Origin of the sequence: Hydrogenophaga pseudoflava, from assembly GCF_004353865.1 — a bacterium.
Lineage (GTDB): Bacteria > Pseudomonadota > Gammaproteobacteria > Burkholderiales > Burkholderiaceae_C > Hydrogenophaga > Hydrogenophaga pseudoflava.
Genome location: NZ_CP037867.1, coordinates 1,628,155 through 1,653,033, shown reverse-complemented (window position 1 = coordinate 1,653,033; position 24,879 = coordinate 1,628,155). Strand labels below are relative to the sequence as shown.

General features: G+C 67.9%; 26 protein-coding genes. 10 read left to right on the top strand and 16 right to left on the bottom strand.

Going from position 1 to position 24,879, the window contains the following annotated elements:
• The 3 genes from pcaF to HPF_RS08080 are packed head-to-tail and all read left to right on the top strand — an operon-like array spanning position 1 to position 2,800.
• Positions 1 to 1,215 (top strand): 3-oxoadipyl-CoA thiolase, encoded by a 1,215-nt coding sequence (gene pcaF / locus HPF_RS08090; protein WP_133156276.1) that lies wholly within the window; start codon positions 1 to 3, stop codon positions 1,213 to 1,215.
• A complete protein-coding gene (locus HPF_RS08085) occupies positions 1,212 to 2,018 on the top strand; it encodes a crotonase/enoyl-CoA hydratase family protein (protein ID WP_133156275.1) in 807 nt (268 codons plus the stop codon). Before pcaF ends, HPF_RS08085 begins: the two co-directional genes overlap by 4 nt.
• A complete protein-coding gene (locus HPF_RS08080; protein ID WP_133156274.1) occupies positions 2,015 to 2,800 on the top strand; it encodes an enoyl-CoA hydratase-related protein in 786 nt (261 codons plus the stop codon). Before HPF_RS08085 ends, HPF_RS08080 begins: the two co-directional genes overlap by 4 nt.
• A gap of 20 nt (positions 2,801 to 2,820) precedes the next feature.
• Here the strand turns inward: HPF_RS08080 and HPF_RS08075 are convergent, their stop codons facing one another.
• From HPF_RS08075 to HPF_RS08045, 7 genes are all read right to left on the bottom strand, one after another.
• Entirely contained in the window at positions 2,821 to 3,819 is a 999-nt protein-coding gene (locus HPF_RS08075) for an aldo/keto reductase (RefSeq protein ID WP_133156273.1), read from the bottom strand.
• A gap of 78 nt (positions 3,820 to 3,897) precedes the next feature.
• Positions 3,898 to 4,848, bottom strand: a complete 951-nt coding sequence (locus tag HPF_RS08070) for a Gfo/Idh/MocA family oxidoreductase (protein ID WP_133156272.1) — start codon at positions 4,846 to 4,848, stop codon at positions 3,898 to 3,900.
• A 15-nt stretch (positions 4,849 to 4,863) separates the two neighbouring features.
• Positions 4,864 to 5,742, bottom strand: coding sequence for a class III extradiol dioxygenase subunit beta (locus HPF_RS08065; protein ID WP_133156271.1), 879 nt, complete (start codon positions 5,740 to 5,742; stop codon positions 4,864 to 4,866).
• 2 nt (positions 5,743 to 5,744) lie between these two features.
• Complete coding sequence (gene ligA / locus HPF_RS08060) at positions 5,745 to 6,188, bottom strand: protocatechuate 4,5-dioxygenase subunit alpha (RefSeq protein WP_066150370.1); 444 nt, start codon at positions 6,186 to 6,188, stop codon at positions 5,745 to 5,747.
• 12 nt (positions 6,189 to 6,200) lie between these two features.
• A complete protein-coding gene (locus HPF_RS08055; protein WP_133156270.1) occupies positions 6,201 to 7,136 on the bottom strand; it encodes an amidohydrolase family protein in 936 nt (311 codons plus the stop codon).
• 9 nt (positions 7,137 to 7,145) lie between these two features.
• Positions 7,146 to 7,829: a 4-carboxy-4-hydroxy-2-oxoadipate aldolase/oxaloacetate decarboxylase gene (gene ligK / locus HPF_RS08050; protein WP_133156269.1), complete on the bottom strand. Its 684-nt coding sequence runs from the start codon at positions 7,827 to 7,829 to the stop codon at positions 7,146 to 7,148.
• Between the two features lie 29 nt (positions 7,830 to 7,858).
• Positions 7,859 to 8,905, bottom strand: coding sequence for an amidohydrolase family protein (locus HPF_RS08045; RefSeq protein WP_066150362.1), 1,047 nt, complete (start codon positions 8,903 to 8,905; stop codon positions 7,859 to 7,861).
• Between the two features lie 123 nt (positions 8,906 to 9,028).
• Between HPF_RS08045 and HPF_RS08040 the strand changes: the two genes are divergently transcribed.
• Positions 9,029 to 9,931: a LysR substrate-binding domain-containing protein gene (locus tag HPF_RS08040; protein ID WP_066150360.1), complete on the top strand. Its 903-nt coding sequence runs from the start codon at positions 9,029 to 9,031 to the stop codon at positions 9,929 to 9,931.
• A 12-nt stretch (positions 9,932 to 9,943) separates the two neighbouring features.
• Here HPF_RS08040 and HPF_RS08035 read toward each other — a convergent pair whose 3' ends face one another.
• The 7 genes from HPF_RS08035 to HPF_RS08005 form a co-directional block, all read right to left on the bottom strand.
• Positions 9,944 to 10,900 carry an AEC family transporter gene (locus tag HPF_RS08035; protein ID WP_127806634.1) on the bottom strand — a complete coding sequence of 319 codons (957 nt, stop codon included), beginning with the start codon at positions 10,898 to 10,900 and terminating at the stop codon, positions 9,944 to 9,946.
• Between the two features lie 18 nt (positions 10,901 to 10,918).
• Complete coding sequence (locus HPF_RS08030; RefSeq protein ID WP_127806635.1) at positions 10,919 to 11,830, bottom strand: NAD(P)-dependent oxidoreductase; 912 nt, start codon at positions 11,828 to 11,830, stop codon at positions 10,919 to 10,921.
• A gap of 7 nt (positions 11,831 to 11,837) precedes the next feature.
• The gene (locus HPF_RS08025) at positions 11,838 to 12,827 is read right to left on the bottom strand and encodes a Bug family tripartite tricarboxylate transporter substrate binding protein (protein ID WP_079366866.1); all 990 of its coding nucleotides are present in this window, start codon (positions 12,825 to 12,827) and stop codon (positions 11,838 to 11,840) included.
• Between the two features lie 120 nt (positions 12,828 to 12,947).
• The gene (locus HPF_RS08020; protein WP_066150348.1) at positions 12,948 to 14,264 is read right to left on the bottom strand and encodes a TRAP transporter large permease; all 1,317 of its coding nucleotides are present in this window, start codon (positions 14,262 to 14,264) and stop codon (positions 12,948 to 12,950) included.
• Between the two features lie 19 nt (positions 14,265 to 14,283).
• On the bottom strand, positions 14,284 to 14,805 hold the full coding sequence (locus tag HPF_RS08015; RefSeq protein ID WP_066150345.1) for a TRAP transporter small permease: 522 nt from the start codon (positions 14,803 to 14,805) through the stop codon (positions 14,284 to 14,286).
• Positions 14,806 to 14,961: 156 nt separating this feature from the next.
• On the bottom strand, positions 14,962 to 15,990 hold the full coding sequence (locus tag HPF_RS08010) for a TRAP transporter substrate-binding protein (RefSeq protein ID WP_066150342.1): 1,029 nt from the start codon (positions 15,988 to 15,990) through the stop codon (positions 14,962 to 14,964).
• 174 nt (positions 15,991 to 16,164) lie between these two features.
• A complete protein-coding gene (locus HPF_RS08005) occupies positions 16,165 to 16,944 on the bottom strand; it encodes an IclR family transcriptional regulator (RefSeq protein WP_133156268.1) in 780 nt (259 codons plus the stop codon).
• Positions 16,945 to 17,068: 124 nt separating this feature from the next.
• Between HPF_RS08005 and HPF_RS08000 the strand changes: the two genes are divergently transcribed.
• Genes HPF_RS08000 through HPF_RS07980 form a run of 5 tightly spaced genes read left to right on the top strand, consistent with a single transcriptional unit; the run spans position 17,069 to position 21,661 of the window.
• Complete coding sequence (locus HPF_RS08000; protein WP_133156267.1) at positions 17,069 to 18,040, top strand: Bug family tripartite tricarboxylate transporter substrate binding protein; 972 nt, start codon at positions 17,069 to 17,071, stop codon at positions 18,038 to 18,040.
• Between the two features lie 30 nt (positions 18,041 to 18,070).
• Positions 18,071 to 18,754: an RraA family protein gene (locus HPF_RS07995; RefSeq protein WP_127806639.1), complete on the top strand. Its 684-nt coding sequence runs from the start codon at positions 18,071 to 18,073 to the stop codon at positions 18,752 to 18,754.
• On the top strand, positions 18,751 to 19,689 hold the full coding sequence (locus tag HPF_RS07990; protein WP_133156266.1) for an NAD(P)-dependent oxidoreductase: 939 nt from the start codon (positions 18,751 to 18,753) through the stop codon (positions 19,687 to 19,689). The genes HPF_RS07995 and HPF_RS07990 overlap by 4 nt, the downstream gene beginning before the upstream one ends.
• A 23-nt stretch (positions 19,690 to 19,712) precedes the next feature.
• On the top strand, positions 19,713 to 20,699 hold the full coding sequence (locus HPF_RS07985) for a Bug family tripartite tricarboxylate transporter substrate binding protein (RefSeq protein ID WP_133156265.1): 987 nt from the start codon (positions 19,713 to 19,715) through the stop codon (positions 20,697 to 20,699).
• A gap of 35 nt (positions 20,700 to 20,734) precedes the next feature.
• Positions 20,735 to 21,661: an SMP-30/gluconolactonase/LRE family protein gene (locus HPF_RS07980; RefSeq protein WP_133156264.1), complete on the top strand. Its 927-nt coding sequence runs from the start codon at positions 20,735 to 20,737 to the stop codon at positions 21,659 to 21,661.
• 73 nt (positions 21,662 to 21,734) lie between these two features.
• Here HPF_RS07980 and HPF_RS07975 read toward each other — a convergent pair whose 3' ends face one another.
• The gene (locus HPF_RS07975; RefSeq protein ID WP_066150321.1) at positions 21,735 to 22,772 is read right to left on the bottom strand and encodes a TRAP transporter substrate-binding protein; all 1,038 of its coding nucleotides are present in this window, start codon (positions 22,770 to 22,772) and stop codon (positions 21,735 to 21,737) included.
• A gap of 37 nt (positions 22,773 to 22,809) precedes the next feature.
• The gene (locus HPF_RS07970) at positions 22,810 to 23,604 is read right to left on the bottom strand and encodes a GntR family transcriptional regulator (protein WP_066150318.1); all 795 of its coding nucleotides are present in this window, start codon (positions 23,602 to 23,604) and stop codon (positions 22,810 to 22,812) included.
• 139 nt (positions 23,605 to 23,743) lie between these two features.
• Between HPF_RS07970 and HPF_RS07965 the strand changes: the two genes are divergently transcribed.
• A complete protein-coding gene (locus HPF_RS07965) occupies positions 23,744 to 24,871 on the top strand; it encodes a 5-methyltetrahydropteroyltriglutamate--homocysteine S-methyltransferase (RefSeq protein ID WP_066150315.1) in 1,128 nt (375 codons plus the stop codon).
• The last annotated feature ends 8 nt before the right edge of the window (positions 24,872 to 24,879 follow it).

Genomic DNA, 24,879 nt, shown 5'->3' with positions numbered 1-24,879 from the left:
ATGAACGCTTTTCTCTGTGACGGCCTGCGCACGCCGATCGGGCGCTACGGCGGCGCGCTGTCGTCGGTGCGCACCGACGACCTGGGTTCGATCCCGATCCGCGCGCTGATGGCGCGGCACCCGGGTCTGGACCCGGCGCTGATCGACGAGCTGGTCTACGGCTGCGTCAACCAGGCCGGCGAGGACAACCGCAACGTGGCGCGCATGAGCGCGCTGCTCGCCGGCCTGCCGGTGGAGGTGCCGGCGGTCACGGTCAACCGGCTCTGCGGCTCGGGCCTGGAAGCCGTGGCCCAGGCGGCGCGCGCGCTGCACGCGGGCCAGGCGCAACTGGCCGTCGCGGGGGGCGTGGAGAGCATGAGTCGCGCTCCGCTGGTGATGCCCAAGCCCACGGCCGCGTTCTCGCGCCATGCCGAGATCCACGACTCCACCATCGGCTGGCGCTTCGTGAACCCGCGCATGGAACAGCTGCACGGCACCGACGCCATGGGTGAGACCGCGGAGAACGTGGCGCAGGAACACGGCATCTCTCGCGCCGACCAGGACGCGTTTGCGCTGCGCAGCCAGCAGCGCGCCGCAGCCGCGATGCGCTCGGGTGTGCTCGCTGGAGAAGTCACACCGGTCGACGTTCCCGGCCGCAAAGGCGCGGTCACGCAGGTCACGGAGGACGAGCATCCGCGCGCCGACACGACGGCCGAGAGCCTGGCCGCGCTCAAGCCCGCTTTCCGCAAGGACGGCAGCGTCACCGCCGGCAATTCGTCGGGCGTGAACGACGGCGCAGCGGCCCTGCTGCTGGCCAACGAGACCGCCGTGTCGCTGCACGGCCTGCGCCCGCTGGTGCGCATCGTCGGCTACGCCAGCACCGGCATCGCGCCGCGCGTCATGGGCTTCGGCCCGGTGCCCGCCGTGCATAAGCTGCTGGCGCAGACCGGCCTGCGAATGAGCGACTTCGACGTGATCGAACTCAACGAGGCCTTTGCCGCGCAAGGCCTGGCCGTGACGCGCGCGCTGGGCCTGCCCGACGACGCGCCGCACGTGAACCCGAACGGCGGTGCCATCGCCTTCGGCCACCCGCTGGGCATGAGCGGCGCACGCCTGGTGCTGACCGCTGCGCGGCAACTGCAGCGCATGGGCGGGCGCTACGGCCTCGTCACCATGTGCGTCGGCGTCGGCCAGGGCGTGGCCATGGCGATTGAACACTTGGGAGACAACGCATGAACGAACCCCTGCTCATCACCCGCCGCGGACACACCGCGCTCATCACGCTCAACCGCCCCGACACGCGCAACGCGCTCAGCGGCGAGGACATGTTCGCCGCCTTCGAGGCGCTGGTGGACAAGCTCAACGCCGACCTCTCGGTGCGCGCTGCGGTGCTGACCGGCGCCGGCAGCGCTTTCTGCTCGGGCGGCAACGTGGCCGAGATGCGCGACCGCACCGGCATGTTCGCCGGCTCGCCCGAGGAGATCACCGAGCGCTACCGCCAGGGCATCCAGCGCATCCCGCGCGCGCTGACGCGGCTGCAGGTGCCGCTGATCGCGGCGGTCAATGGCCCGGCGATTGGCGCCGGCAACGACCTGGCCTGCATGTGCGACCTGCGCATCGCCTCCACCACGGCACGCTTCGCCGAGAGCTTCGTGAAGGTCGGCATCATTCCCGGTGACGGCGGCTGCTGGCTGCTGCCGCGCGTGATCGGCCACGCCAGGGCGGCCGAGCTGGCGCTGACCGGCGACACCATCGACGCCGACGAAGCCCTGCGCATTGGCCTGGTGTCGCGCGTGGTCGAGCCCGACCAGCTGCTGCCCGACGCGCTGGCCCTGGCCAGCCGCATCGCCGCCAACCCGCCCCAGGTGCTGCGCTGGACCAAGCAGCTGCTGCAGCAGGCCCGCACCGGCACGCTGGACGAGGCGCTGGACGCGGCTGGCCGCCTGCAGGGACTGGCCCACCACACGGCCGACCACGCCGAAGCCGTGGCCGCCTTCTTCGAGAAGCGCGCGCCGGTGTTCAGCGGGGGTGTGGCATGAGCGCCGTCGCCGACAGCCCACTGCTGGAAGAACACCCCGTCGACGGCGTGGTGCTGCTGCGCATCCACCGCCCCGAGGTGCTCAACGCGCTCAACCTCGCGCTGCGGCGCGCGCTGGCCGAGGCCTTCCGGCGCCTGGACGCCGACCCCTCGGTGCGCGCGATCGTGCTGGCCGGCGGCGCCAAGGCCTTCTGTGCGGGTGCCGACCTGGGCGAGTACGTGGACGCCACGCCCATCGACCTGCTGCAGCGCCGGCACGACCTGCTGTGGGGGGCCATCGCGGCCTGCAGGAAGCCGGTGATCGCGGCCGTGCGCGGCCACGCGCTGGGCGGCGGTTGCGAACTCGCGCTGCACGCCGACCTGATCCTGGCCGGGCGCAGCGCACGCTTCGGTCAGCCCGAGGTGAAGGTAGGCATCATGCCCGGCGGCGGTGCGACGCAGCGCCTGACGCGGGCGCTGGGCAAACACGGCGCGATGAAGCTGCTGCTGCTCGGCGAGCCGATCGACGCCGACACCGCTGCGCGCATCGGCCTGGTGGCCGAGGTGCTGGACGACGAGGCGGTGGAAGCCCGCGCGCTGGCGATGGCGCAGCAGCTGTGCGCGCTGCCGGCCGTGGCGTTGCGCCTGATCAAGGAGTCGGTGCTGATGGCGATGGAGACGCCGCTCTCGGCCGGGCTGGAGTACGAGCGCAACGCCTTCCAGACCGCGTTCGCCAGCCCCGACAAGCACGAGGGCATGCGCGCCCGGCTGGACAAGCGGCCGGCGCGCTTCAACCAGGGCTGATGCGACTGACCGCGCCGGGGTCAGAACACCTCGGTGTCGACCTCGCTGTTGGCCTGCGCGTTGTAGCGGTCGCCGTGCACGGTGTGCTGGTTGATCAGCGCGTTCAGGCGCGCGATCACGTCGGCCGACAGACTCACCGCCGCCGCACCGATGTCGTCCATCAGGTGCTCCACGCTGGTCGTGCCGGGGATGGGCAGAATGTCTTGGCCCTGGTGCAGCAGCCAGGCGATCGCCAGCTGCGAGGGCGTGCAGCCGACTTCGGCCGCGATGGCGTTGTAGGCCGGCAGCAGGGCCTGGTTCTTCGCGTAGTTCTCGGGCGAGAAGCGCGGCATGCTGCGGCGGATGTCCTTGGCATCGAATGCGCTCACGTCCATCGGGCCACACAGGAAGCCGCGCGCCACCGGGCTGAAGGCGACGAAGCTCACGCCCAGTTCGCGGCAGGCCTGCAGCACCGCGATCTCGGGGTTGCGCGACCACAGCGAGTATTCGGTCTGCAGCGCGGCGATGGGGTGCACCGCGTGCGCCTTGCGCAGCGTCGGCGCCGAGACTTCGGAAAGGCCGATGCTGCGGATCTTGCCCGCGTGCACCAGGTCGGCCAGCGCGCCCACGCTGTCTTCGATGGGCACCTTCTTGTCCCAGCGGTGCAGGTAGTAGAGGTCGATCACCTCGGTCTGCAGGCGGCGCAGCGCGTCTTCGCAGGTGGCCTTGATGGTCTCGGGCCGGCCGTCGATCACGCGCACCTTCACGCCCTGCTCGTTGGGCACCCCGGTCATGCCGCACTTGCTGGCGAGCGTGAACTTCGAGCGGTGCTGCGACAGGAACCTGCCCACCAGCGTCTCGCTGGCGCCGAAGCCGTACAGCGCAGCCGTGTCGAAGTGCGTGACACCGGCGTCCAGCGCGGCCAGCAGCACGCGCTCGGCCTGCTGTTCGGAGACCGGTGCGCCGTAGGCGTGGCAAATGTTCATGCAGCCCAGGCCGATGGCCGAGACGGTGAAGGGGCCGAGTTGGCGTTGTTGCATGGTGTGATCTCCTGAAATGGAAAACGGCCCCAGCCGTGAGGGTGGAGCCGCCGATGCGAAAGCTTGCGTGAGGGGGGCTCAGCCGTTCAGCTGTTGTTCCAACTGGTGCAGCACCTGGTAGCAGTTGAACACCTTGGCGACGCTGGAGTTGGGCTCGCGGCCTTCCTTGATCGCCGCGAAGAACTCGCGGTCCTGCAGTTCGATGCCGTTCATGGACACCGCCACCTGGGACACGTCGATCTTTTCTTCCTTGCCGGTGAACAGGTCGTCGTAGCGCGCGATGTAGGTCGCGGTGTCGCCGATGTAGCGGAAGAAGGTGCCCAGCGGGCCGTCGTTGTTGAAACTCAGGCTCAGCGTGCAGATCGCGCCGTTGGCGGCCTTGAGCTGGATGCTCATGTCCATGGCAATGCCCAGCGTGGGGTGGATCGGGCCCTGGATGGCGTTGGCCTGCACGATGGGGCTGTTGCACTGGTAGGCGAACAGGTCCACGGTGTGGGCGGCGTGGTGCCACAGCAGGTGGTCGGTCCAGCTGCGCGGCTGGCCGGCGGCGTTCATGTTGGTGCGGCGGAAGAAGTAGGTCTGCACATCCATCTGCTGGATGTTGAATTCGCCGGCCTGGATCTTGTTGTGCACGTACTGGTGGCTGGGGTTGAAGCGGCGGGTGTGGCCGCACATGGCCACCAGCCCGGTCTGCTTCTGCAGCGCCACCACCTCTTCGGCGCCCTTGAGGCTGTCGGCCAGCGGAATTTCCACCTGCACGTGCTTGCCGGCTTTCAGGCAGGCCAGGGTCTGCTCGGCGTGCATCTGCGTGGGCGTGCAGAGGATGACGGCGTCGACTTCCTTGAGTGCCAGGCTGTCTTCGAGCCTGGTGGTGATGTGCTTGATGCCGTACTGGTCGGCGACTGCCTTGGTCTTCTCCAGGTCGCGGCTGATCAGCGACACGACTTCGACACCGTCGATGTTCTTGATGCCGTCCAGGTGCTTGATGCCGAATGCGCCGGCGCCGGCGAGTGCGACTTTGATGGTCATGGTGTGTTCCTCGGGTTATGCATTCTCAAGAATCGCGTGACCGACGGCCGTGTTGGACGCGGGCACATGGTAGAAGCGGTGCTTCACGGTGGGCGCCGGGCCGACGACCTTGCCGTCGACCACATCGGACATGGCGCCGCGGGCGATCAGCCACATCACGAGTTCGATGCCCTCGCTGCCGGCCTCGCGCACGTAGTCGATGTGCGGCACGTTGGCGCAGGCCACCGGGTCGTTGATCATCAGATCGAGCCAGTTGTTGTCCCACTCGCGGTTGATCAGACCGGCGCGCGCGCCCTGCAGCTGGTGGCTCATGCCGCCCGTGCCCCAGATGTGCACGTTCAGGTCCTCGTCAAAGCTCTCGACCGCCTTGCGGATGGCCTGGCCCAGCGCGAAGCAGCGCTTGCCCGAGGGCACCGGGTACTGCACCACGTTGACCGCGAACGGGATCACCGGGCAGGGCCAGGCGTCCTTCTTGGGGTCGAGCTCGCCGCACATCAGCGACAGCGGCACGGTCAGGCCGTGGTCCACGTCCATCTTGTTGACGATGGTGAGGTCGAAGTCCTGCTGGATGACCGACTGCGCGATGTGCGAGGCCAGGTCCGGGTGGCCGATGACCTTGGGCACCGGGCGCGGGCCCCAGCCTTCGTCGGCCGGCTGGAACTCGGCCGCGGTGCCGATGGCGAAGGTGGGGATCATCTCCAGGCTGAAGGCCGTGGCGTGGTCGTTGTAGACGAGGAAGATGACGTCGGGCTTGTTGTCCTTCATCCACTGCTTGGAATACTCGTACCCCGCGAACAGCGGCTTCCAGTAGTCCTCCTGGGTCTTGCCCAGGTCCATGGCCGCGCCGATGGCGGGCACGTGCGAGGTGAAGACGGATGCGGTGATCTTGGCCATGCTCAGGCTCCTTTGTTCTTGCCGGCCGCACCCTGGGGTTGCCGGTGGGGTTGTGCGTCGCCGTCCTCGCCGAGGTAGCGGTTGCCCTCTGCCGAGCGGCCGCCGGCCAGCATCATGGCGCGGTATTCCTCTTCGGTCATGCCGGTCATGGAGCCTGCCATCTGCTGGAAGCTCTTGCCGTCGGTGGCACCGATCTTGGCGAGGAAGTAGATGTTGCCGCCCGTGCGCATGCACCAGTTGAGGTCGCGCGCCAGCACGGCCTGCTTCTGCTCTTCGGTCATCGGCCACTGGTCGAGGTAGGCGCGCTCGTCGGCCTTGAATTTCTCGCGGTTCTCGGCCTTCATCAGGCTCATGCAGAACTGGTTGAGCCAGTAGCCTTTGCGCGATTGTTCGGCGTCAAAGATGATCGTGCCGGGCACGTCCTTGTAGGGTTTGTCGAGTGCCATGGATGTCTCCTCTTACTTGACTTCTTCGGGCCAGTACAGGCGCATCGGGTTGTCCACCAGCAGCTTGCGCTGCAGTTCTGCGGTCGGCGCGATGTGCGGGATGAAGTCCACCAGCAGACCGTCGTCGGGCATGTGGTCCTTCAGGTTCGGGTGCGGCCAGTCGGTGCCCCAGAGCACGCGGTCGGGGAACTCCTCGACCACCTTGCGCGCAAACGGCACCACGTCCTGGTAGGCGGCCTGCTCACCGTTCAAGGCCTTGGGTCCGGTGACCGACAGGCGCTCGGGGCAGCTGACCTTGCTCCACACGTTCTGATGTTCGCGCATGAACTTCAGGAACAGTTCGAACTCGGGGCCGTCGATGGGCTTGCTCACGTCGGGACGGCCCATGTGGTCCACCACCACCGTGGTCGGCAGCGCGGTGAAGAAGTCCCACAGCTCGGGCAGGTCCACCGCCTCGAAGTAGATGACCACGTGCCAGCCCAGCTTGTTGATGCGTCCGGCGATTTCCAGCAGCTCGTCCTTGGGCGTGAAGTCGACCAGGCGCTTGACGAAGTTGAAACGCACACCGCGCACGCCGGCGGCGTGCAACTGCTGCAGCTCTTCGTCCGTCACCGAGCGCTTGACCGTGGCCACACCGCGCGCCTTGCCGCCGCTGGACAGGCAGGCGTCCACCATGGCGCGGTTGTCGGCACCGTGGCAGGTGGCCTGCACGATCACGTTGCGCGCAAAGCCCAGGTGGTCGCGCAGCGCGTACAGCTGATGCTTGCTGGCGTCGCAGGGCGTGTACTTGCGCTCGGGCGCGTAGGGGAACTCGGCGCCAGGGCCGAACACGTGGCAGTGCGCGTCCACCGCGCCCGCGGGCAGCTGGAAGGTCGGCCTGGACGGACCGGTGTACCAGTCGAGCCAGCCGGCGGTTTTCGTGAAGTCACCGGAAGTGGGTTTGCTCATGCTGTGTCCTCAGTCGATGTATTTGAGGCCCTTGGCGGCCAGCGGTTCGCGCATCTTGTACATGTCCAGGCCCAGCACACCGCTGGCCAGCTTGGCGCGCTTCTCGCCCTCGAAGCTCTCACGCTTCTGCGCGGCGGCCAGGGTCTCGACCGCGCGGGCCGCGGGCACGCAGACCACGCCGTCGTCGTCGGCCACGATCACGTCGCCCGGGGTCACCAGCATGCCGGCGCAGACCACGGGGATGTTCACCGAGCCCAGGGTTTCCTTGATGCAGCCCTTGCTGGAGATGCACTTGCTCCAGACCGGGAAGTTCATCTCGTTGAGCGTCTTCACGTCGCGCACGCCGGCGTCGATGACGAGCGCGCGGGCGCCACGGGCCTGGAAGCTGGTGGCCAGCAGGTCGCCGAAGTAGCCGTCGGTGCACTCGGCCGTGATGGCCGCGACCACGATGTCGCCCGGCTGGATCTGTTCGGCCGCCACGTGCAGCATCCAGTTGTCGCCGGGGTGCAGCAGAACCGTCACGGCCGTGCCGCTGACCTGCACGCCGGTCTGGATCGGCCGCATGTAGGGCTTGAGCAGGCCGACGCGGCCCATGGCTTCGTGCACCGTGGCCGAGCCCAGCGCGGCCAGGCCGTCGGCGGCTGCGCGGTCGGCGCGGTTGATGTTGCGGTAGACAACGCCCAGTTCGTACATGTTCTTTTCTCCTCGGGTTCTGTGATGGATTACTTGCCTTGCGCCTTCAGGCGGGCGTCCAGGCGCGGGAACACGCGGCGCGCGTTGCCTTCGTAGACCTGGTAGCGCTGCTCATCGCTCAGGTTGCCGGTGGCCTGCACGTAGCGCTTGGTGTCGTCGTAGTAGTTGCCGGTCTCGGGGTCGATGCCACGCACCGCGCCAATCATTTCGGAGGCGAACAGGATGTTGCCCACAGGGATCACCTTGGTCAGCAGGTCGATGCCCGGCTGGTGGTAGACGCAGGTGTCGAAGAACACGTTGTTCAGCAGGTGGTCCTTGAGCAGGGGCTTCTTCATCTCCTGCGCCAGGCCACGGAAACGGCCCCAGTGGTAAGGCACCGCGCCACCGCCGTGCGGGACGATGAACTTCAGCGTCGGGAAGTCCTTGAACAGGTCGCCCTGGATCAGCTGCATGAAGGCCGTGGTGTCGGCGTTCAGGTAGTGCGCACCGGTGGTGTGGAAGCAGGCATTGCAGGAGGTCGAGACGTGGATCATCGCCGGGATGTCGTACTCGACCATCTTCTCGTAGATGGGGTACCAGGACTTGTCGGTCAGCGGCGGGCTGGTCCAGTGGCCACCCGACGGATCGGGGTTGAGGTTCAGGCCGACGTTGCCGTACTGCTCCACGCACTTGACCAGCTCGGGGATGCAGGTGGCGGGGTCCACGCCAGGGCTTTGCGGCAGCATGGCGGCCGGCACGAAGTGGTCGGGGAACAGCTGGCTGACGCGGTAGCAGAGCTCGTTGCAGATCGCGGCCCAGGTGGACGACACGTTGAAGTCGCCGATATGGTGGGCCATGAAGCTGGCGCGCGGGCTGAAGATGGTGATGTCCGAGCCACGCTCTTTCATCAGCTTGAGCTGGTTGGTCTCGATGGACTCGCGCAGCTCGTCGTCGCTGATCTTGAGGTCACTGACCTTGGGCATCGCGGCCGGGTCCTTGATGCCGGCGATCTGCTGGTTGCGCCAGTTCTCCAGCGCCTTGGGGGCCGTGGTGTAGTGGCCGTGGCAATCGATGATGAGGGGCTTCTGCAGGCTCATGCGCGGGTCTCCTTGTGGTTCAGCCGACATTCTGGGCGGACGGCCCATGGTCAACCAGCACCGCGCCCCGCTACCAGATAGAGCGAAAATGTATATCTTGAGCAGCGTTATTCCGGATCAGAGATGGACCTCAAACAACTCGAATATTTCGTGCGCGTCGCCGAGCTGGGCAGCTTCACCAAGGCCGCACTGGCGCTGGACGTGGCCCAGCCCGCCCTCTCTCGCCAGGTGCGCCTGCTGGAGGTCGAACTCCGTCAGAACCTGCTGATCCGCAACGGCCGCGGAGCCACGCCCACCGACGCCGGCAAGCTGCTGCTGGAGCACGGCCGCGGCATCCTGCACCAGGTCGAGCGCGCGCGCGAGGAACTGGGCCGAGTTCGCGGTGCGCTGGCCGGGCGCGTGGCCATCGGCCTGCCGCCCAGCCTGGCGCGCGTGATGACGGTGCCTCTGACGCGCGCCTTCCGGGCCCAGCTGCCCGAGGCCAGCCTCTCGATCAGCGAGGGTCTGTCGGCCACCATGCAGGAATGGCTGCACACCGGCCGGCTGGACATCGCCGTGCTCTACAACGCCGCGCCGGCGCCCGACATCGAGATCACGCCGCTGATGGAGGAAGAGCTGCTGCTGGTGCAGCCGCGCCCGCCTGGCCTGGCGGAAGAACCGCCACCACCACCCGTGCCGCTGGCCGAAGTGGCCGCGCTGCCGCTGGTGATCCCGAGCCGGCCCAACGCGCTGCGCATGCATGTGGAGGCCGAGATGGCCGCCATCGGCCTGCGGCCCACTGTGGCGCTGGAGATCGACGGCGTCTCGGCCATCCTCGACCTGGTGGCCGATGGCGCGGGCGCGGCCCTGCTTTCGCGCCAGGCCGTGATTTCTTCGATCCGGCCTTCGGCCTACCGCATGCGACCGACCGAACCGCGGCTGCGCACCCGCGTGAGCCTGGCCACCAGTTCGCAGCGCCCGGCCACGCTGACGCAGCGCGCGACGCTGGACCTCATCACCCAGGTGCGCGCCGAGCTGGGACTCTGAACAGGTGGTTGGTCAGCCCAGCCAGCCAGCGCTGTGGCGCAGCAGCCAGAGCAGGCCGCTGAGCGTGAAGAACGAGGCCAGTGTGCCCACCAGCAGCGCCGCCGAGGCCAGGCCCTCGTGGCCGTGGCGCTGGGCCAGGATGGCGTAGATGCCCATCGTCGGCAGGGCGCCGGTCAGCAGCAGCGCCACCTTCAGCTGCGGATCGCCGATCGGCACCAGCCAGGTCATCACCGCCAGCAGGCACAGCGGGTGCAGCACCAGTTTGCCCACGCCAATCTGCGCCACCGCCGTGCGCAGGCCCTGCAGCTTCAGGCCCACCAGGCTGCCACCAATCACGAACAGCGACAGCGCACTGCTGGCCTGCGCGAACAGCGTGACGGTGCGCGAGACCGGCGACGGCATGGGAATGCCGAGCGCCGACACCAGGAAGCCCGCCACGATGGCGATGATCAGCGGGTTGCGCGCCAGCCCCTGCAGCGTCTGCAGCACCAGCTGTCGCCAGTGGCCGGCCTCGTGCCGTTCCATGTCGGCCAGCGCCAGCAGGATGGGGATGATCAGCAGGTTCTCCACCACCATGTTCAGCGCCAGCGCGACACCGGCCACCGGCGCGCCCAGCGTGAGCAGCATCACCGGGTAACCGACATAGCCGCTGTTGGGGCAGGTCATGCCCATGGCCATGATGGCCGAGCGGGCCATGCCTTCATGCGCCACCTTGCGGTACCAGAGCACGGTGCCGGCCAGCATGATCAGGCCGCCCAGCGCATAGGCCGCCAGGTAAGGGCCGTTGAAGATCTCGCCCACGCTGCGCTGCGACAGCGCGTTGAACAGCAGCGCCGGCAGCGCGAGGTTGATGAGGAACTTGCCGAACACGCGCATGTCGCCGCGGTCGAACAGGCCACCGCGGGTGGTCAGATAGCCCAGGGCGATGCAGAGGAAAATCGGGCCGGTGATGGCCAGGATGTCGAGCATGGGAGGCAGTCCTGGCGATCAGGACAGCGGATCGTTCGCGGCGGGACGGTGGGCGAGCAGTTGGTCCGCGTAGTCCTTCCACGGCGGATTGGGGCCCAGGCCCGCGAAGTGCCCCGCGCGCGCCTGCGCCGCCATCCAGTCGTGCTTGAGCGCAATGGCCGAGGCCATGAAGGGCTCGAAGCCGGCCTCGCGCACGGTGTTCGCCACCTCGCGCATCTCCTCGGCGCGGCGCTTGCCGTGCTGGGCCACGCGGCTGAAGAAGTAGGCGCCCTGCCTGGTCCAGTCGATGCCGGGAAAGGTTTCCTGCAGCGTGGCGATCATCGCGTCCTCGACACCGTAGTGCCGCGCGGTGGCGTAGCTCTCGATCACCAGCGCCTCCAGGCCCTTGATCATCACGCTGCGGCACATCTTGGTGGCCGATGCGATGCCCAGCTGTTCGCTGGCGACCTGGGCGTCCATGCCCAGCGCCGCCAGCACCGGCTGCAGGCGCGCGGCGTGCGCGCCGCCGAGCAGCATGGGCACGCGGATGCCGTAGGGCGGCACCGAGGTCATGACCCCGGCCTCGACATAGTGCGCGCCGGCCGCATCGATCAGCGCCGCGGCCTTCTGCTTGGTGCCGGGCGAGGCCGAGTTGAGGTCCAGGAACACACTGCCCGGCCGGACGTGCGGCGCCACCGCTTCGGCCACGGCGAGCGTGTTGCTCGCCGTCACCGCCGAGATCAGCAGCGTGGCCTGGGCGCACAGCGCAGCGGCGCTGTCGCAGACAACGACGCCGGCCGCCGCCGCATGCGCCAGCGGCTCCTCGCGCAGCGCCGGGTCCGAGAACTTCAGGTCCCAGGCACCGGTCCAGGCGGCCTGGTCCTTGAGGCCGGCCGTGAAGGCACGGCCCACCTCGCCGTAGCCGATCAGGCCGATGCGCACGTCGCTCATGCGGTCCTCACTGCTTGGGGATGTTCGCGCGCTCGATGACCGCGCCCCAGCGCTTGATGTCGGAAGCCAGCAGCGCTGCCGCTTCCTCCGGCGTGCTGGCATCGGCGTCGATGTTCAGGTCGGCCAGCTTCTTCTTCACTTCTGGCTTGGCCAGCGCGGCGACGATGTCCTTGTTCAGCCGGTCGATCACCGGGCGCGGCGTCTTGCCGGGCACCGCCAGCGCGTTCCAGGACGAGGCCTGGAAGTCCTTGACACCCTGCTCCACCGCGGTCGGCACCTCGGGCAGGATGCTCGAACGCTTCTTGCCGGTGACGGCCAGGGCGCGGAAGGCGCCGGCCTTGATCTGGGTCAGCGTGGGTCCGAGGATCTCCACGCCCACGTCCACCTGCTTGCCGCGCAGCGCGCCGACCAGTTCCGGCGTGGCCTTGAACGGCACGACCTGCGCGTCGATGCCGGCGCTGGACTTGAACAGCTCGGCCGCCAGGTTCTGCGTGCTGCCGATGTTGATGCTGCCGATGTTGAGCTTGTTGGGGTTGGCCTTGGCGAACGCGACCAGTTCGCCCAGGGTCTTGAACGGCGACTCGGCCGGCACCACCACCACCAGGTCGAAGGTGCCCAGGGTCGAGACCGGCGCCAGGTCCTTGAGCGTGTCGTAGGGCAGGCTCTTGAACAGGCTGGCCGTGACGGCGGTGCCGTTGGACATCAGGAACATCGTGTGGCCGTCGGGCTCGGCGCGCGCCACCGTGTCGGCAGCCACCACGCCCCCGGCACCGGGCCGGTTCTCGATCGTCACCGGCTGGCCCAGCGAGGTGCTCAGCTCGGCGCCCACGATGCGGGCCGTGAGGTCGCCCGCACCGCCCGCGGCGAACGGCACCACGATGCGCAGCGGCTTGCTCGGGAAGGTTTGCGCCTGTGCGGTGGAAGCGATGCCCAGCGCGGACAGCGCCAGGGCCGATGCCAGCAGGCCGCGGCGCAGCGGAGAAACGGAACAGCTCATGGAAGTCTCCTTGTGGTGGTGTGGTCGGGAACGAAAGTCAATGTATCCAGCAGAAAAAAGGCCCGCAATCGCTCGCGGGCCCATTCAGCTATTCAAGGTCTCGATAGCCGGTGCACAGGATCACAGGCGCAGCACGAACAGCGTGATCGACGGGAACGCCACCAGGATGGCGGTGCGCACGAAGTCGCTGGTGACAAAAGGCAGGATGGCGCGGTAGGTGTGGGTGATCGGCGTGTCCTTGGCCATCGAGTTGATGACAAACAGGTTCATGCCCACCGGTGGCGTGATCAACCCCACCTCCACCACGATCAGCACCAGGATGCCGAACCAGATGGCCAGCTCTTCGGGCGGCAGGCCGAAGTCCAGCGCCATGATGATGGGGAAGAACACCGGGATGGTCAGCAGGATCATGGACAGCGAGTCCATGAAGCAGCCCAGGATCACATACAGCACCAGGATGGCGATCAGCACCAGGATCGGGCTCAGCCCCCAGCCGGCCACCGCACCGGCGGCTTCCTGCGGCAGCTGCGACAGCGCCAGGAAGGTGTTGTAGAGGCCGGCGCCCAGCACGATCATGAAAATCATGCCGGTGGCGACGGCGGTGCCCAGCACCGAGTCCAGCAGGGTCTTGCGGTTGAGACCGCCGCTGGCCCAGGCCGCGATGCCGGTGCAGAAGGCCCCGATGGCCGCGCCCTCGGTGGGCGTGAAGATGCCGGTGTAGATGCCACCGACCACCACCAGGAAGATCGCGATCACGGGCCAGGTGGCCACGGTGGCGGCGATGCGGTCCTTCATGGGCATGGGCGCCATGGTGCCCATCTCCTGCGGCTTGAGGCGCGCGTAGATGGCGATGGTGATCATGTAGCCGATGGCCGCCAGGATGCCGGGCACGAAGGCGGCCAGGAACAGCTTGGCGATGTTCTGCTCGGTCAGGATGGCGTAGATCACCAGCACCACCGACGGCGGGATCAGGATGCCCAGCGTGCCGCCAGCCGCCAGGCAGGCGGTGGAGATGCCACCGGCGTAGCCGGCGCGCTTGAGTTCGGGCAGGGCCACCTGTCCCATGGTGGCCGCGGTGGCCAGCGAGGAACCGCAGATGGCGCCGAAGCCGGCACAGGCACCCACGGCCGCCATCGCCACACCGCCCTTGCGGTGGCCGATCCAGGCCTCGGCCGCCTTGAACAGTGCGCGGGAGAGCCCGCCCAGCGCCGCGAACTGTCCCATCAGCAGGAACAGCGGGATGACCGAGAGGTTGTAGTTGGAGAAGGTGGTGAACGTGACCTGCTTGAGCTGGTTGAGGATCGGGTCGGCGTTGCCGTAGATGACCCAGGAGCCGCCCAGGCCGCACAGCAGCATGGACAGGCCGATCGGCACGCGCACAAAGATCAGCAGCAGCAGGAAGGGGAAGGACCAGAGGGCCAGTTGGATGTTGCTCATGATGCTCGGGCTCTCGGTCTCAGTGGCTGACGTTGGCTTCGACGGTCCAGCCCTTGGGCTCGGACGCCAGGCCCAGACGGGTGAGGGTCTTGGCGACGTAGCAGATGCAGCCGATCACCGCACCCACCAGGCAGAAGGCATAGGCCCACCAGATGGGCATCTGCAGGATGAAGGTGGTCTCCAGGTATTCCTTCTTCTCCAGCATGCCTTCCCAGAGCTTCCAGGTCAGCACCAGCCAGACCAGCAGCATGGCCACATCGCTGAACAGGTCCACGCCCTTCTTGAACCAGGCGGGCATGTGCATGTAGAGCAGGTCCACCGTGGCATGCCCGCCGCGCAGGTAGCACCAGGGCAGGAAGTAGAAGATGGCAATGCCCACGCCGACCTCGACCAGTTCGAAGTCGCCGGGCACGGGCCCCAGACCCAGTCCGATCATGGCGCGACCGGCCACGCTGGCCACCACCATCAGCGTCAGCGCCACCAGCACGATCCCGCCGACGATGGCCGTCCAGTTGGCCAGGCGGTAAATGAACGAAATCATCCTCAGGTCCTTTGTTGTCTTGAGCGTCACGGGGCGCTCATTGTCTCTCACACGGTCTGCGCGCGCCCTCCGGGGGGCGCGCGAGACTCTATCTCATGATTTCACATGGGTAAACTGATTTCTAATTAAGAAATCGAAGACCCTGACCTCAGGCCGTTACTTGTTGTGCTTCGCCACCAGGGCGCGGGCCTCGGACGCCAGCTTGGCGCCATCAATGCCCTTGCCCTTCATTTCCGTCACCCAGTCGGACTCGACCACCGACGCGGTGCGGCGCCAGCGCTGGGTCTCGGCCACGTCGAGCGCCACCAGGTTGTTGCGGGCCTTCTGCGCCAGCGCCAGTCCGGCCTTGTCGCCCTCGTCCATGGCGCGACCGAATGACGCCGCCAGTTCGATGCCCGAGTTGTTGTCGATCACCTTTTTCAGGTCGGCCGGCAGCTTGTCGTAGGCCGCGCGGTTCATCACGAATGCGAAGGTCTGCGTGAACAGCCCGTCCTTGCCGGCGAAGCTGGTGTGGTTCTTGACCAGTTCGGTGATCTTGATCGACGGCGCGACTTCCCACGGCACGGTGGTGCCGTCGATCACGCCCTTGGACAGGGCTTCGGTCACCGCCGGCACCGGCATGCCCACGGGTGTGGCGCCGAGCTTGACCAGCATGTTGTTGATGATGCGCGAGCCACCGCGGATCTTCATGCCGCGCAGGCTTTCCAGCCCTGTCACCGGCTGCTTGGTGTGGAACAGGCCGGGGCCATGGGTGTGGGCCGCCAGCAGCTTGACCGACTTGAACTCGTCGGCGGCGTTCTTCTCCACGTACTCGTGGAAGGCGCGCGAACACTTCTCCGGGCCGCCGGTGCACATGAACGGCAGCTCGAACACCTCGGACTTGTTGAAGCGGCCCGGCGTGTAGCCCAGCACCGTCCAGGTGATGTCGGCCACGCCGTCGCGCGCCTGGTCGAACAGCTGGGGCGGCGAACCACCCATCTGCATGGCGTGGAAGTCCTGGATCTTGATGCGGCCGCCGGACTCGGCCTCGATCTTGCGGGCCCAGGGAATGATGGCCTTGGCGGGGATCACCGCCTGCGGGGGCAGGAACTGGTGCAGACGGAGGGTGACGGTCTGGGCCTGGGCCAGACCGGAGAAACCGAGGGAAGCCAGCGCGATCAGCGCGCCGCGGCGAAGCATGTTCATGAAAGCGAAGTCCAGGGGAAAGGGTGAAACTCAGTCGGCTGCTTCCGGAGCCCGGAAGAACGGCTGCACTGTGCGCGCTTTGCCACCTATTGAAAAGCAGCAGGTGCGACTTTCAGCTATGCCGGTTTGCTCTGTACCAGACAGTTAATTTCACGACATTCCGACCGGGCCAGGTCATGGGTGCCAGGTCGCCGCGGCCCCCCCGGCAGGCGACGGCCGCCGCGTGCCCGCGATTGCATACGAGAGCTCGTTGGCCGCCGTCATCACCGTCTGCGCCAGCTCCATCAGCCGCGCCTCTGGCAGCCGCGCCGTCGGCCCCGAGATGCAGACCGAGCCCAGCAGCCGCCAGTGCAGCCCGAACACCGGCGCCGACACGCTGGAGACCTCCGGCTCCCGCTCGCCCAACGAGAGATGAAAGCCCCGGCGGCGGATCGATTCGTAGGGCTCACCCGGCTCGCCGGAGAACGCCAGGATGACGCGCCCCGGCGCTCCCAGGTTCAGCGGCAGGCCGATGCCCACGCGCACGTGGTGGCGGATGGTCTGCGGCCCGTCCACCCGCGCCAGGCACTGGCGCTGCTGGCCTTCGCGCACGTAGAACGAGGCGCTCTCACCGGTCTGCACCGTCAGCGCGCGCAGCACCGGCTCCACCACCTCGTGCACGTCGAACACCGCCTGGTAACACGCGCCCAGCCAGCCCGCCGCGCGGCCCAGGCGCCAGCTGCCGTCCTCCTTCTGCACCAGGTAGTTCTCGGCCGCCAGCGTGCGCGCCAGGCGCAGCGTGGTGGTCTTGTGCATGCCGGTGCGCCGGCTCATCTCGGCCAGCGTGAGCTGGGGGTCGTCCATGCCGAAACACTCCAGCACGCGCAGCGCGCGGGTGACGGCGGTCACGCCGCCGGTGCTGCTCTCGGCGTCGGCCGTCTCGGGCGCCTCGGCGGTTTTTCGGGAGGGTTTCATGCCTTGGCCTATGTTTCAACTATTGAAACAGCATTGTATTGAACGAAACACGTCCGTACAGTCCGCCCCAGCCGCAACCCCACCGCTGCGGCCACCACCATCCACCGACATCCGGAGACAAGACATGCGCCTTTCCCGTCGCCACGCCCTCACCGCCGCCAGCCTGCTGCTGGCCACCGGTGCCGCCTTCGCCCAGGCCTACCCTGCCAAGCCCATCAAGGTCATCGTGCCCTTCCCGGCCGGTGGCGGCACCGACCTGATCGCCCGCGAGGTGACCACCAAGATCCAGACCACCAAGGGCTGGAACTTCGTGATCGAGAACCGCCCGGGCACCGGCGGCAACATCGGCATCGACGTGGTCGCCAAGTCGCCGGCCGACGGCTACACCATCGCCCTGGGCCAGACCAGCAACCTGGCGATCAACCCGACGCTCTACAGCAAGATGCCGTACGACTCGGTCAAGGACCTGACCCCCATCAGCCTGGTCGCCAACGCCCCGCTGGTCATGGTGGTGGGCGAGACCTCGCCCTTCAAGTCGCTGTCCGAAGTGGTGGCCGCGTCCAAGGCCAAGCCGGGCTCGCTGAACATGGCCTTCTCGGGCAACGGCACGGTGGCGCATCTGGCCAGCGTGTTGTTCCAGAAGTCGGCCGGCGTCGACTTCACCCACGTGCCCTACAAGGGCGCGGCCCAGGCAGCCACCGACGTGGTCAGCGGCCGTGTGGAGCTGTACCTGTCCTCCGTGCCCACACTGATCGGCCAGATCAAGACCGGCAAGATGCGCCCGATCGCGGTGACCTCGCTCAAGCGCGTGGACGACCTGCCCCAGGTGCCCACCATCGCCGAGTCGGGCGTGAAGGACTTCGAGGCCGTCACCTGGTTCGGCTTCGTCGCACCGGCGGGCACACCCAAGGACATCGTCGCCGTGCTCAACGCCGAGATCAACAAGGCCCTGCAGTCGACCGACGTGAAAAAGAAGCTGAGCGACCAGGGCGCCGACGTGCTGGGCGGCACGCCCGAAGCCTTCGGCAGCCTGATCAGGAGCGACCTTGCGCGCTGGGCCCCCATCGTCAAGGCCTCAGGTGCCACGCTGGACTGATTCCCTCCCCTTCACGACCGAGAGTTCCCCATGTCCCAGCCCGACATCGTCAAAGACTTCCCGCGCGTCGCGCCCGACCTGGTGGCGCAGGCCGCCCGGTTCCAGCCGGCCATCTTCTCCGACATCAACGGCCGCCGCGGCGCGCTGCACGGCCGCATCCAGGCGCTGCGTCCGCGCATGAAGGTGGCCGGCCCGGCCTTCACCGTCGAGGTGCGCCCCGGCGACAACCTCATGATCCACGCCGCCATCGCGCTGGCCAAACCCGGCGACGTGCTGGTGATCGACGGCAAGGGCGACCAGACCTCGGCCCTGATGGGCACCATCATGATGACCGCCTGCCGCCAGCTCGGCCTGGCCGGCGTGGTGATGGACGGCGCGGTGCGCGACAGCCTGGAAATCGACGAGATGGACTACCCGGTCTTCTCGGTCGGCACCAACCCCAACGGCCCGACCAAGAACAACGGCGGTCGCATCGGTCACCCCATCAGCATCGGCGGCGTGACGGTGCATCCGGGCGACTTCGTCATCGGCGACGGTGACGGCGTGGTGGTGGTCGAGCGCGAGGTGCTGCCCGGCCTGCTGCCGCTGGCCGAGCACAAGGTGCAGGCCGAAGCCAAGCGCATCGCCCAGATCAAGGAAGGCAACACCTCGGCCTCGTGGCTGACGGCTTCGCTGATCGCGGCCGGTGTGCTCAAGCAAGGAGAGACCTTGTGAGCCACAAACCCGTCATCCTCGTCACCGCCGCCGACCTGGCGCCACAGGCCCTGGCCCTGCTAGCAGACCATGAAGTGGTCTTTGCCGGGAAGACGCCGACGCAGGCCGACATCGTGGCGCTGGCGCGCCAGCACAACCCGGTCGGCATCATCGTGCGCTACAGCGGCGTGAACGCCGAGGTCATGGACGCCGCGCCCGCCCTGCGCGTGATCTCCAAACACGGCAGCGGCACCGACACCATCGACAAGGCCGCTGCGGCCGAACGCGGCATTGCCGTCACGGCCGCCGTGGGCGCCAACGCCGCCGCCGTGGCCGAACAGGCGATGGCCCTGCTGCTGGCCTGTGCCAAGTCGGTCGTGCAGCTGAACCAGCGCATGCACGACGGCCACTGGGACAAGGCCACGCACAAGAGCCTGGAGCTGGGCGGCCGCACGGTCGGCCTGGTCGGGCTGGGCGCCATCGGCCTGCGCTTCGCGAAGATGGCCGACGCCATGGGCCTGCGCGTGATCGGTTTCGACCCGTTCGCCAGGAACCTGCCCGATTACGTGAGCGCAGTGGACCTGGACACGCTCTGGCGCGAGTCGGACGCAATATCGCTGCACTGCCCGCTGACGCCCGAGAACAAGGGCCTGATCAACGCGCAGACGCTGGCGCGCTGCAAGCCGGGCGTGATCGTGGTGAACACCGCGCGCGGCGGCCTGATCGACGAGCCCGCCCTGCTGGCCGCCGTGCAGTCGGGCCAGGTGCGCATGGCGGGGCTGGACAGCTTCGCCGTCGAACCCATGACCGTGCCGCACATCTTCCACGGCCAGCCCGGCTTCGTGCTCAGCCCGCACATCGGCGGCGTGACCAGCGACGCCTATGTGAACATGGGCGTGGCCGCCGCGCAGAACACGCTGGCGGTGCTGGCCCGCAGCGAAGCCGCCACCGCCTGACCCACACCACAACGGAGACATTCATGAACACATTCAATGCACGCCGCGCCCTGCTCTCGGCCACCGCCCTCGCCTGCCTCGGCCTGCTGGCCGGCACCGCCCACGCCCAGTCCGCCTGGCCGGCCAAGATCGTCAAGATCGTCGTGCCCTACGCACCCGGCGGCGCCGTGGACGTGGTGACGCGCAAGATGGCACAGAAGCTCACCGAGCAGACCGGCCAGAGCTTCATCGTGGAAAACAAGCCCGGCGCCACCGGCACCATCGGTGCCAACTTCGTGGCCCAGGCCCAGCCCGACGGCTACACCCTGCTGGCCAACGACACCACCTACTCGCTGCTGCCGCACATCTTCAAGAAGCTGCCGTTCGACCACGCCACGCAGCTGGTGCCGGTGAGCGCCTACGTGTTCGCGCCCATGGGCCTGGCCGTCAACGCCGGTGCCAAGTACAAGACCCTGGCCGACCTGACCGCGCAGGCCAAGGCCGCGCCCAACACCGTCACCTATGGCACCGGCGGCCCGGGCACCACACCGCACTTCGCGAGTGAGGCCCTGGGCATTGCCAGCGGCGTGAACTTCATGCACATCCCCTACAAGGGTGCGGGCGAAGCCACGGCCGGCCTGCTGTCCCAGACCATCGACTTCCAGATCGCGTCCACCACCGGGCTGATGGGCAACGTCAAGGGCGGCAAGCTGCGCCTGCTCGCCGTCAGCGGCGACCAGCGACTGGCGGCCCTGCCCGATGTGCCGACCTTCCAGCAGGCCGGTGTGCCTTGGCGTGGCGTGGTCAACTGGACCGGCCTGTGGGCCCCCAAGGGCACGCCGGCCGAGGTGGTGCAGCGCCTGCAGAAGGAGATCGCCACCGCCATGGCCACGGACGACATGAAGCAGTTCGCGCAAGGCATGGGCGCCGAGCCGCGCCACGCGGGCGCGGACGAGTTCGCGAAGCTGCTCAAGGACAGCACCGACAGCTGGGGCAAGGTGGTGGCCAACACCGCGTTCGAGAAGCAGTAAGGTGTCCGCCACCGCCCGCTTCGCCTGAGGTCACCATGTTCCTGCTCCACCCGCCCGAGGTCCGCACGCTCGACGTCTTCACCACCCTGCCCGCGCGCTTTCGCCAGCGGCAGCGCACGGTGTGGAGCGACGCCAACATGGGCGGGCGCGAGGTCGATTGTTTTCTGGAGGGCCCGGTGTTCGACGGCGCCGGCAACCTGTACGTGACCGACATTCCGTTCGGGCGCGTGTTCCGCATCGACCCGCAAGGCGGGTGGGAACTGGTGGCGCAGTGGGACGGTGAGCCCAACGGCATGAAGTTCCTGAACGCCACCGAGCTGCTGGTGACCGACTACCGCAACGGCCTGATGGTGGTGGACAGCCGCAGCGGCGCGGTGCGGCCCTACCTGGGCCGGCGCAACACCGAGAGCTTCAAGGGCCTGAACGACCTCACGTTCGACTCACAGGGCAACCTGTATTTCACCGACCAGGGCCAGACCGGCCTGCACGACCCCACGGGCCGCGTCTACCGGCTCAGCCCCGGCGGCCGGCTGGACCTGCTGCTGGCCAACGTGCCCAGCCCCAACGGCATCGTGCTGTCGCTGGACGAGAAATTCCTGTTCGTCGCGGCCACGCGCGGCAACTGCGTCTGGCGCATGCCGCTGCTGGCCGATGGCGGCGTGTCCAAGGCCGGGCAGTTCTTCACGTCCTACGGCCCCAGCGGCCCGGACGGGCTGGCCATGGACAGCGCTGGCCAGCTGCTGGTGGCCAACCCGGGCCTGGCCTATGTGTGGGTGCTCAACCACCGCGCCGAGCCGGTGCAGGTGCTGCGCGCCGAGACCGGCGCCTCGCTCACCAACCTGGCCTTCGGCGGGCCGGAGCGCCAGACGCTGTACTGCACCGAATCCACCAGCGGCACCGTGCTGCGCGCAGAGATGGGCCATCCGGGAGCAAAGGTCCACCGACCCGACCAAGTCGTTTGATGCGATTCCCCCCAACAGAAAAGGGCTGCCGACCTTAGCCGGCAGCCCCTCGTCTGGTCACTGATCGGGCGGTTTACTTGTTGTACTTGGCGATCAGCGCACGCGCCTCGGACGCCAGCTTGGCGCCGTCGATGCCCTTGGCCTTCACCTCGTTGACCCAGTCGGTCTCCACCGTCGAGGCGGTGCGCTTCCAGCGCTGCACCTCGGCCAGCTCCAGCTCGGTGATCTTGTTGCCGGCCTTGACGGCGATCTCGCGCCCGGCCTTGTCGCCGTCGTCCATGGCCTTGCCGAACAGCGCCGCGGCCACCTGGCCCGAGTTGTTGTCGATCACCTTCTTCAGGTCCGGCGGCAGCTTCTCGTAGGACGCCTTGTTCATCGAGAAGGCAAAGGTCTGCGTGTACAGGCCTTCCTTGCCGGCAAAGGTGGTGTGGTTCTTCACCAGCTCCGTGACCTTCAGCGAGGGCGTCACTTCCCAGGGAATGGTGGTGCCGTCGATCACGCCCTTGGACAGGGCTTCGGTCACCGCCGGCACCGGCATGCCCACCGGCGTGGCGCCCAGCTTGGTCAGCATGTTGTTGATGATGCGCGAACCGCCGCGGATCTTCATGCCGCGCAGCGACTCCAGGCCCACCACCGGCTGCTTGGTGTGGAACAGGCCGGGGCCGTGGGTGTGCACGGCAATCAGCTTGACGTCCTTGAACTCGTCGGCGGCGAACTTCTCGACGTATTCCTGGATAGCCTTGGACGAAGCCTCGGCCGAGCTGCTCATGAACGGCAGTTCGAACACCTCGGTCTTGGGAAAGCGCCCCGGCGTGTAGCCCAGCACCGTCCAGGTCAGGTCGACCACACCGTCCTTGGCCTGGTCGAACAGCTGCGGCGGCGCGCCGCCCAGCTGCATGGCGTGGAACAGCTGCACCTTGATCTTGCCGCCGGACTCGGCCTCGACCTTCTGCGCCCAGGGCACGATGGCACGGGCGGGAATGGTGGCCTGCGGCGGCAGCATCTGGTGCAGGCGCAGCGTCACGGTCTGGGCCATCGCGGTCCCGGCCGTCGCCAGGGCAGCCACCGCGCCCAGGGTGGCCAGGGCGGTGCGACGGGGAATGAGCTTCATGGGTGTCTCCTTGGGTTGAAAAACGGGATGGATGGACTCAGCGGCGGCGCCGGATCATGCGGATCGCCGGCATGTTGCCGGTCAGAGGTTCGGAGGGGTGCGCGGCCAGCACCTCGACCAGGTTGCGGCGCGCCAGCCGCGAGTGCTCGCGCATGATGGACTCGGCGCGCGCGCCCTCGCGCTGCTCGATCGCGTCCAGCACCTGCCGGTGCTGGTCCTGCGCGACGATGAGCATGTCGCGCGCCCGCGTGGACTGCGCCTGCAGCAGCACGAAGCCCGAGGGCGAGGCGAACGGCAGGCTGGCAGCGCGCTCCAGCTGGCGCGTGATGGTGGGGCTGTCGGCCAGTTCGTAGAGCAGTGCGTGGAAATGGCTGTTGAGCGCGACGTAGGCCGAAAACGCCTCGTCGTCGAGCTTGGGCGCGGTCAGCAGCGCGTCGATGCGGTCCAGGCACTGGCGCGCCTCGGCCAGCACCACCAGGGGCGCGCCGCGTTCGGCCGCCAGCCGGGCCAGCAGGCCTTCGAGCGTGCCGCGCAGCTCGATGGCGTCGGCCACGTCGCGCTCGGAAAAGCTCTGCACCACATAGCCGCCACTGGGCAGGGCTTCGAGCAGGCCCTCCTGCTCCAGACGCACCAGCGCGGCTCGGATCGGGGTGCGCGACATGCCCAGCCGCTCGACGATGGCCAGCTCCGCGATGCGGGTGCCACCGGGCAGTTCGCCCGAAAGGATCAGCTCGCGCAGCTGCAGCAGCGCGCGCACCTGGGCGGTCTCGGACGACCCGCTGGGTGTGGAGGCGAGCGCTGCATCGGCTTGAAGGTCCTGGACCGTGTTCATGGATACCCAATGTATACAGAAACCCTGAAATTTCCCTCAGAGAGAACCCGATATCAGGGAAATCCATGAGTCTCTGTATCCAGTCAGAACGCCGTTGTGTTGGCTACGATGCCGCTGGCCACCACCACACGGAGACACCATGAGCACCCGCATCCCGTTCCGTGCCGACCACGTCGGCTCCTTCCTGCGCCCGGCCTACCTGCTGGAAGCGCGCGACCAGTTCTTCAACAAGAAGTCGATCACGGCCGAGCAGTTGCGCGCCGTGGAGGACAAGGCCATCACCGAGATCGTGAAGTTCCAGGCCGACGTGGGCCTGAAGTCGATCACCGACGGCGAGTTCCGCCGCACCTATTTCCACATCGACTTCCTGGAGCAGCTCGGCGGCGTGAAGACCGACATCCCGGTGACCATCGTGCGGCCCGACGGCACCGAAGAACTGGCGCCACCGGTGATCCGCGTGATCGACAAGGTGCGCCACGCCAAGAACATCCAGCTGGCCGACTTCCAGTACCTCAAGTCGCAGGTGGAGGCGCTGGGCATCAGCGGCCTGGTGCCCAAGGTCACCATCCCCTCGCCCACCATGCTGCACTTCCGCGGCGGCCGCGCCGGCATCAGCAAGGAGGCCTACCCCGAGCTGGACCCGGTGTTCTACGACGACGTGGCCAAGGCCTACGGCGACGAGCTGCAGAGCCTGGCCGACGCGGGCTGCACCTATGTGCAGATGGACGACACCAACATGGCCTACCTCTGCGACGAGAAGATGCGCGAGGCGGCGCGCCAGCGCGGCGACGACCCCAACGAGCTGCCGCACCGCTACGCCGCCTTCATCAACAAGGTGGTGGCGCGCAAGCCGGCCGGCATGACGCTGTGCATGCACCTGTGCCGCGGCAACTTCAAGAGCACCCACGCGGCGGCCGGCAACTACGAGCCGGTGGCCGAGGCCCTGCTCTCGGAGATGCACCTGGACGCCTATTTCATGGAATACGACGACGACCGCTCGGGCGACTTCCGGCCGCTGCGTTTCCTCAAGCCCGGCAAGACCGTGGTGCTGGGCCTGGTCACCACCAAGTTCGGGCAGCTGGAAAGCAAGGACGACCTCAAGCGCCGCATCGCCGAGGCCGCGCAGTACGCGCCGCTGGACCAGCTGGCGCTGAGCCCGCAGTGCGGCTTCTCGTCCACCGTGCACGGCAACAACATCGCCGTGGAAGACCAGCGCAGAAAGCTCGCGCTGGTGGTGGAAACCGCCCGTGAAGTCTGGGGCGACTGACCGCCCCG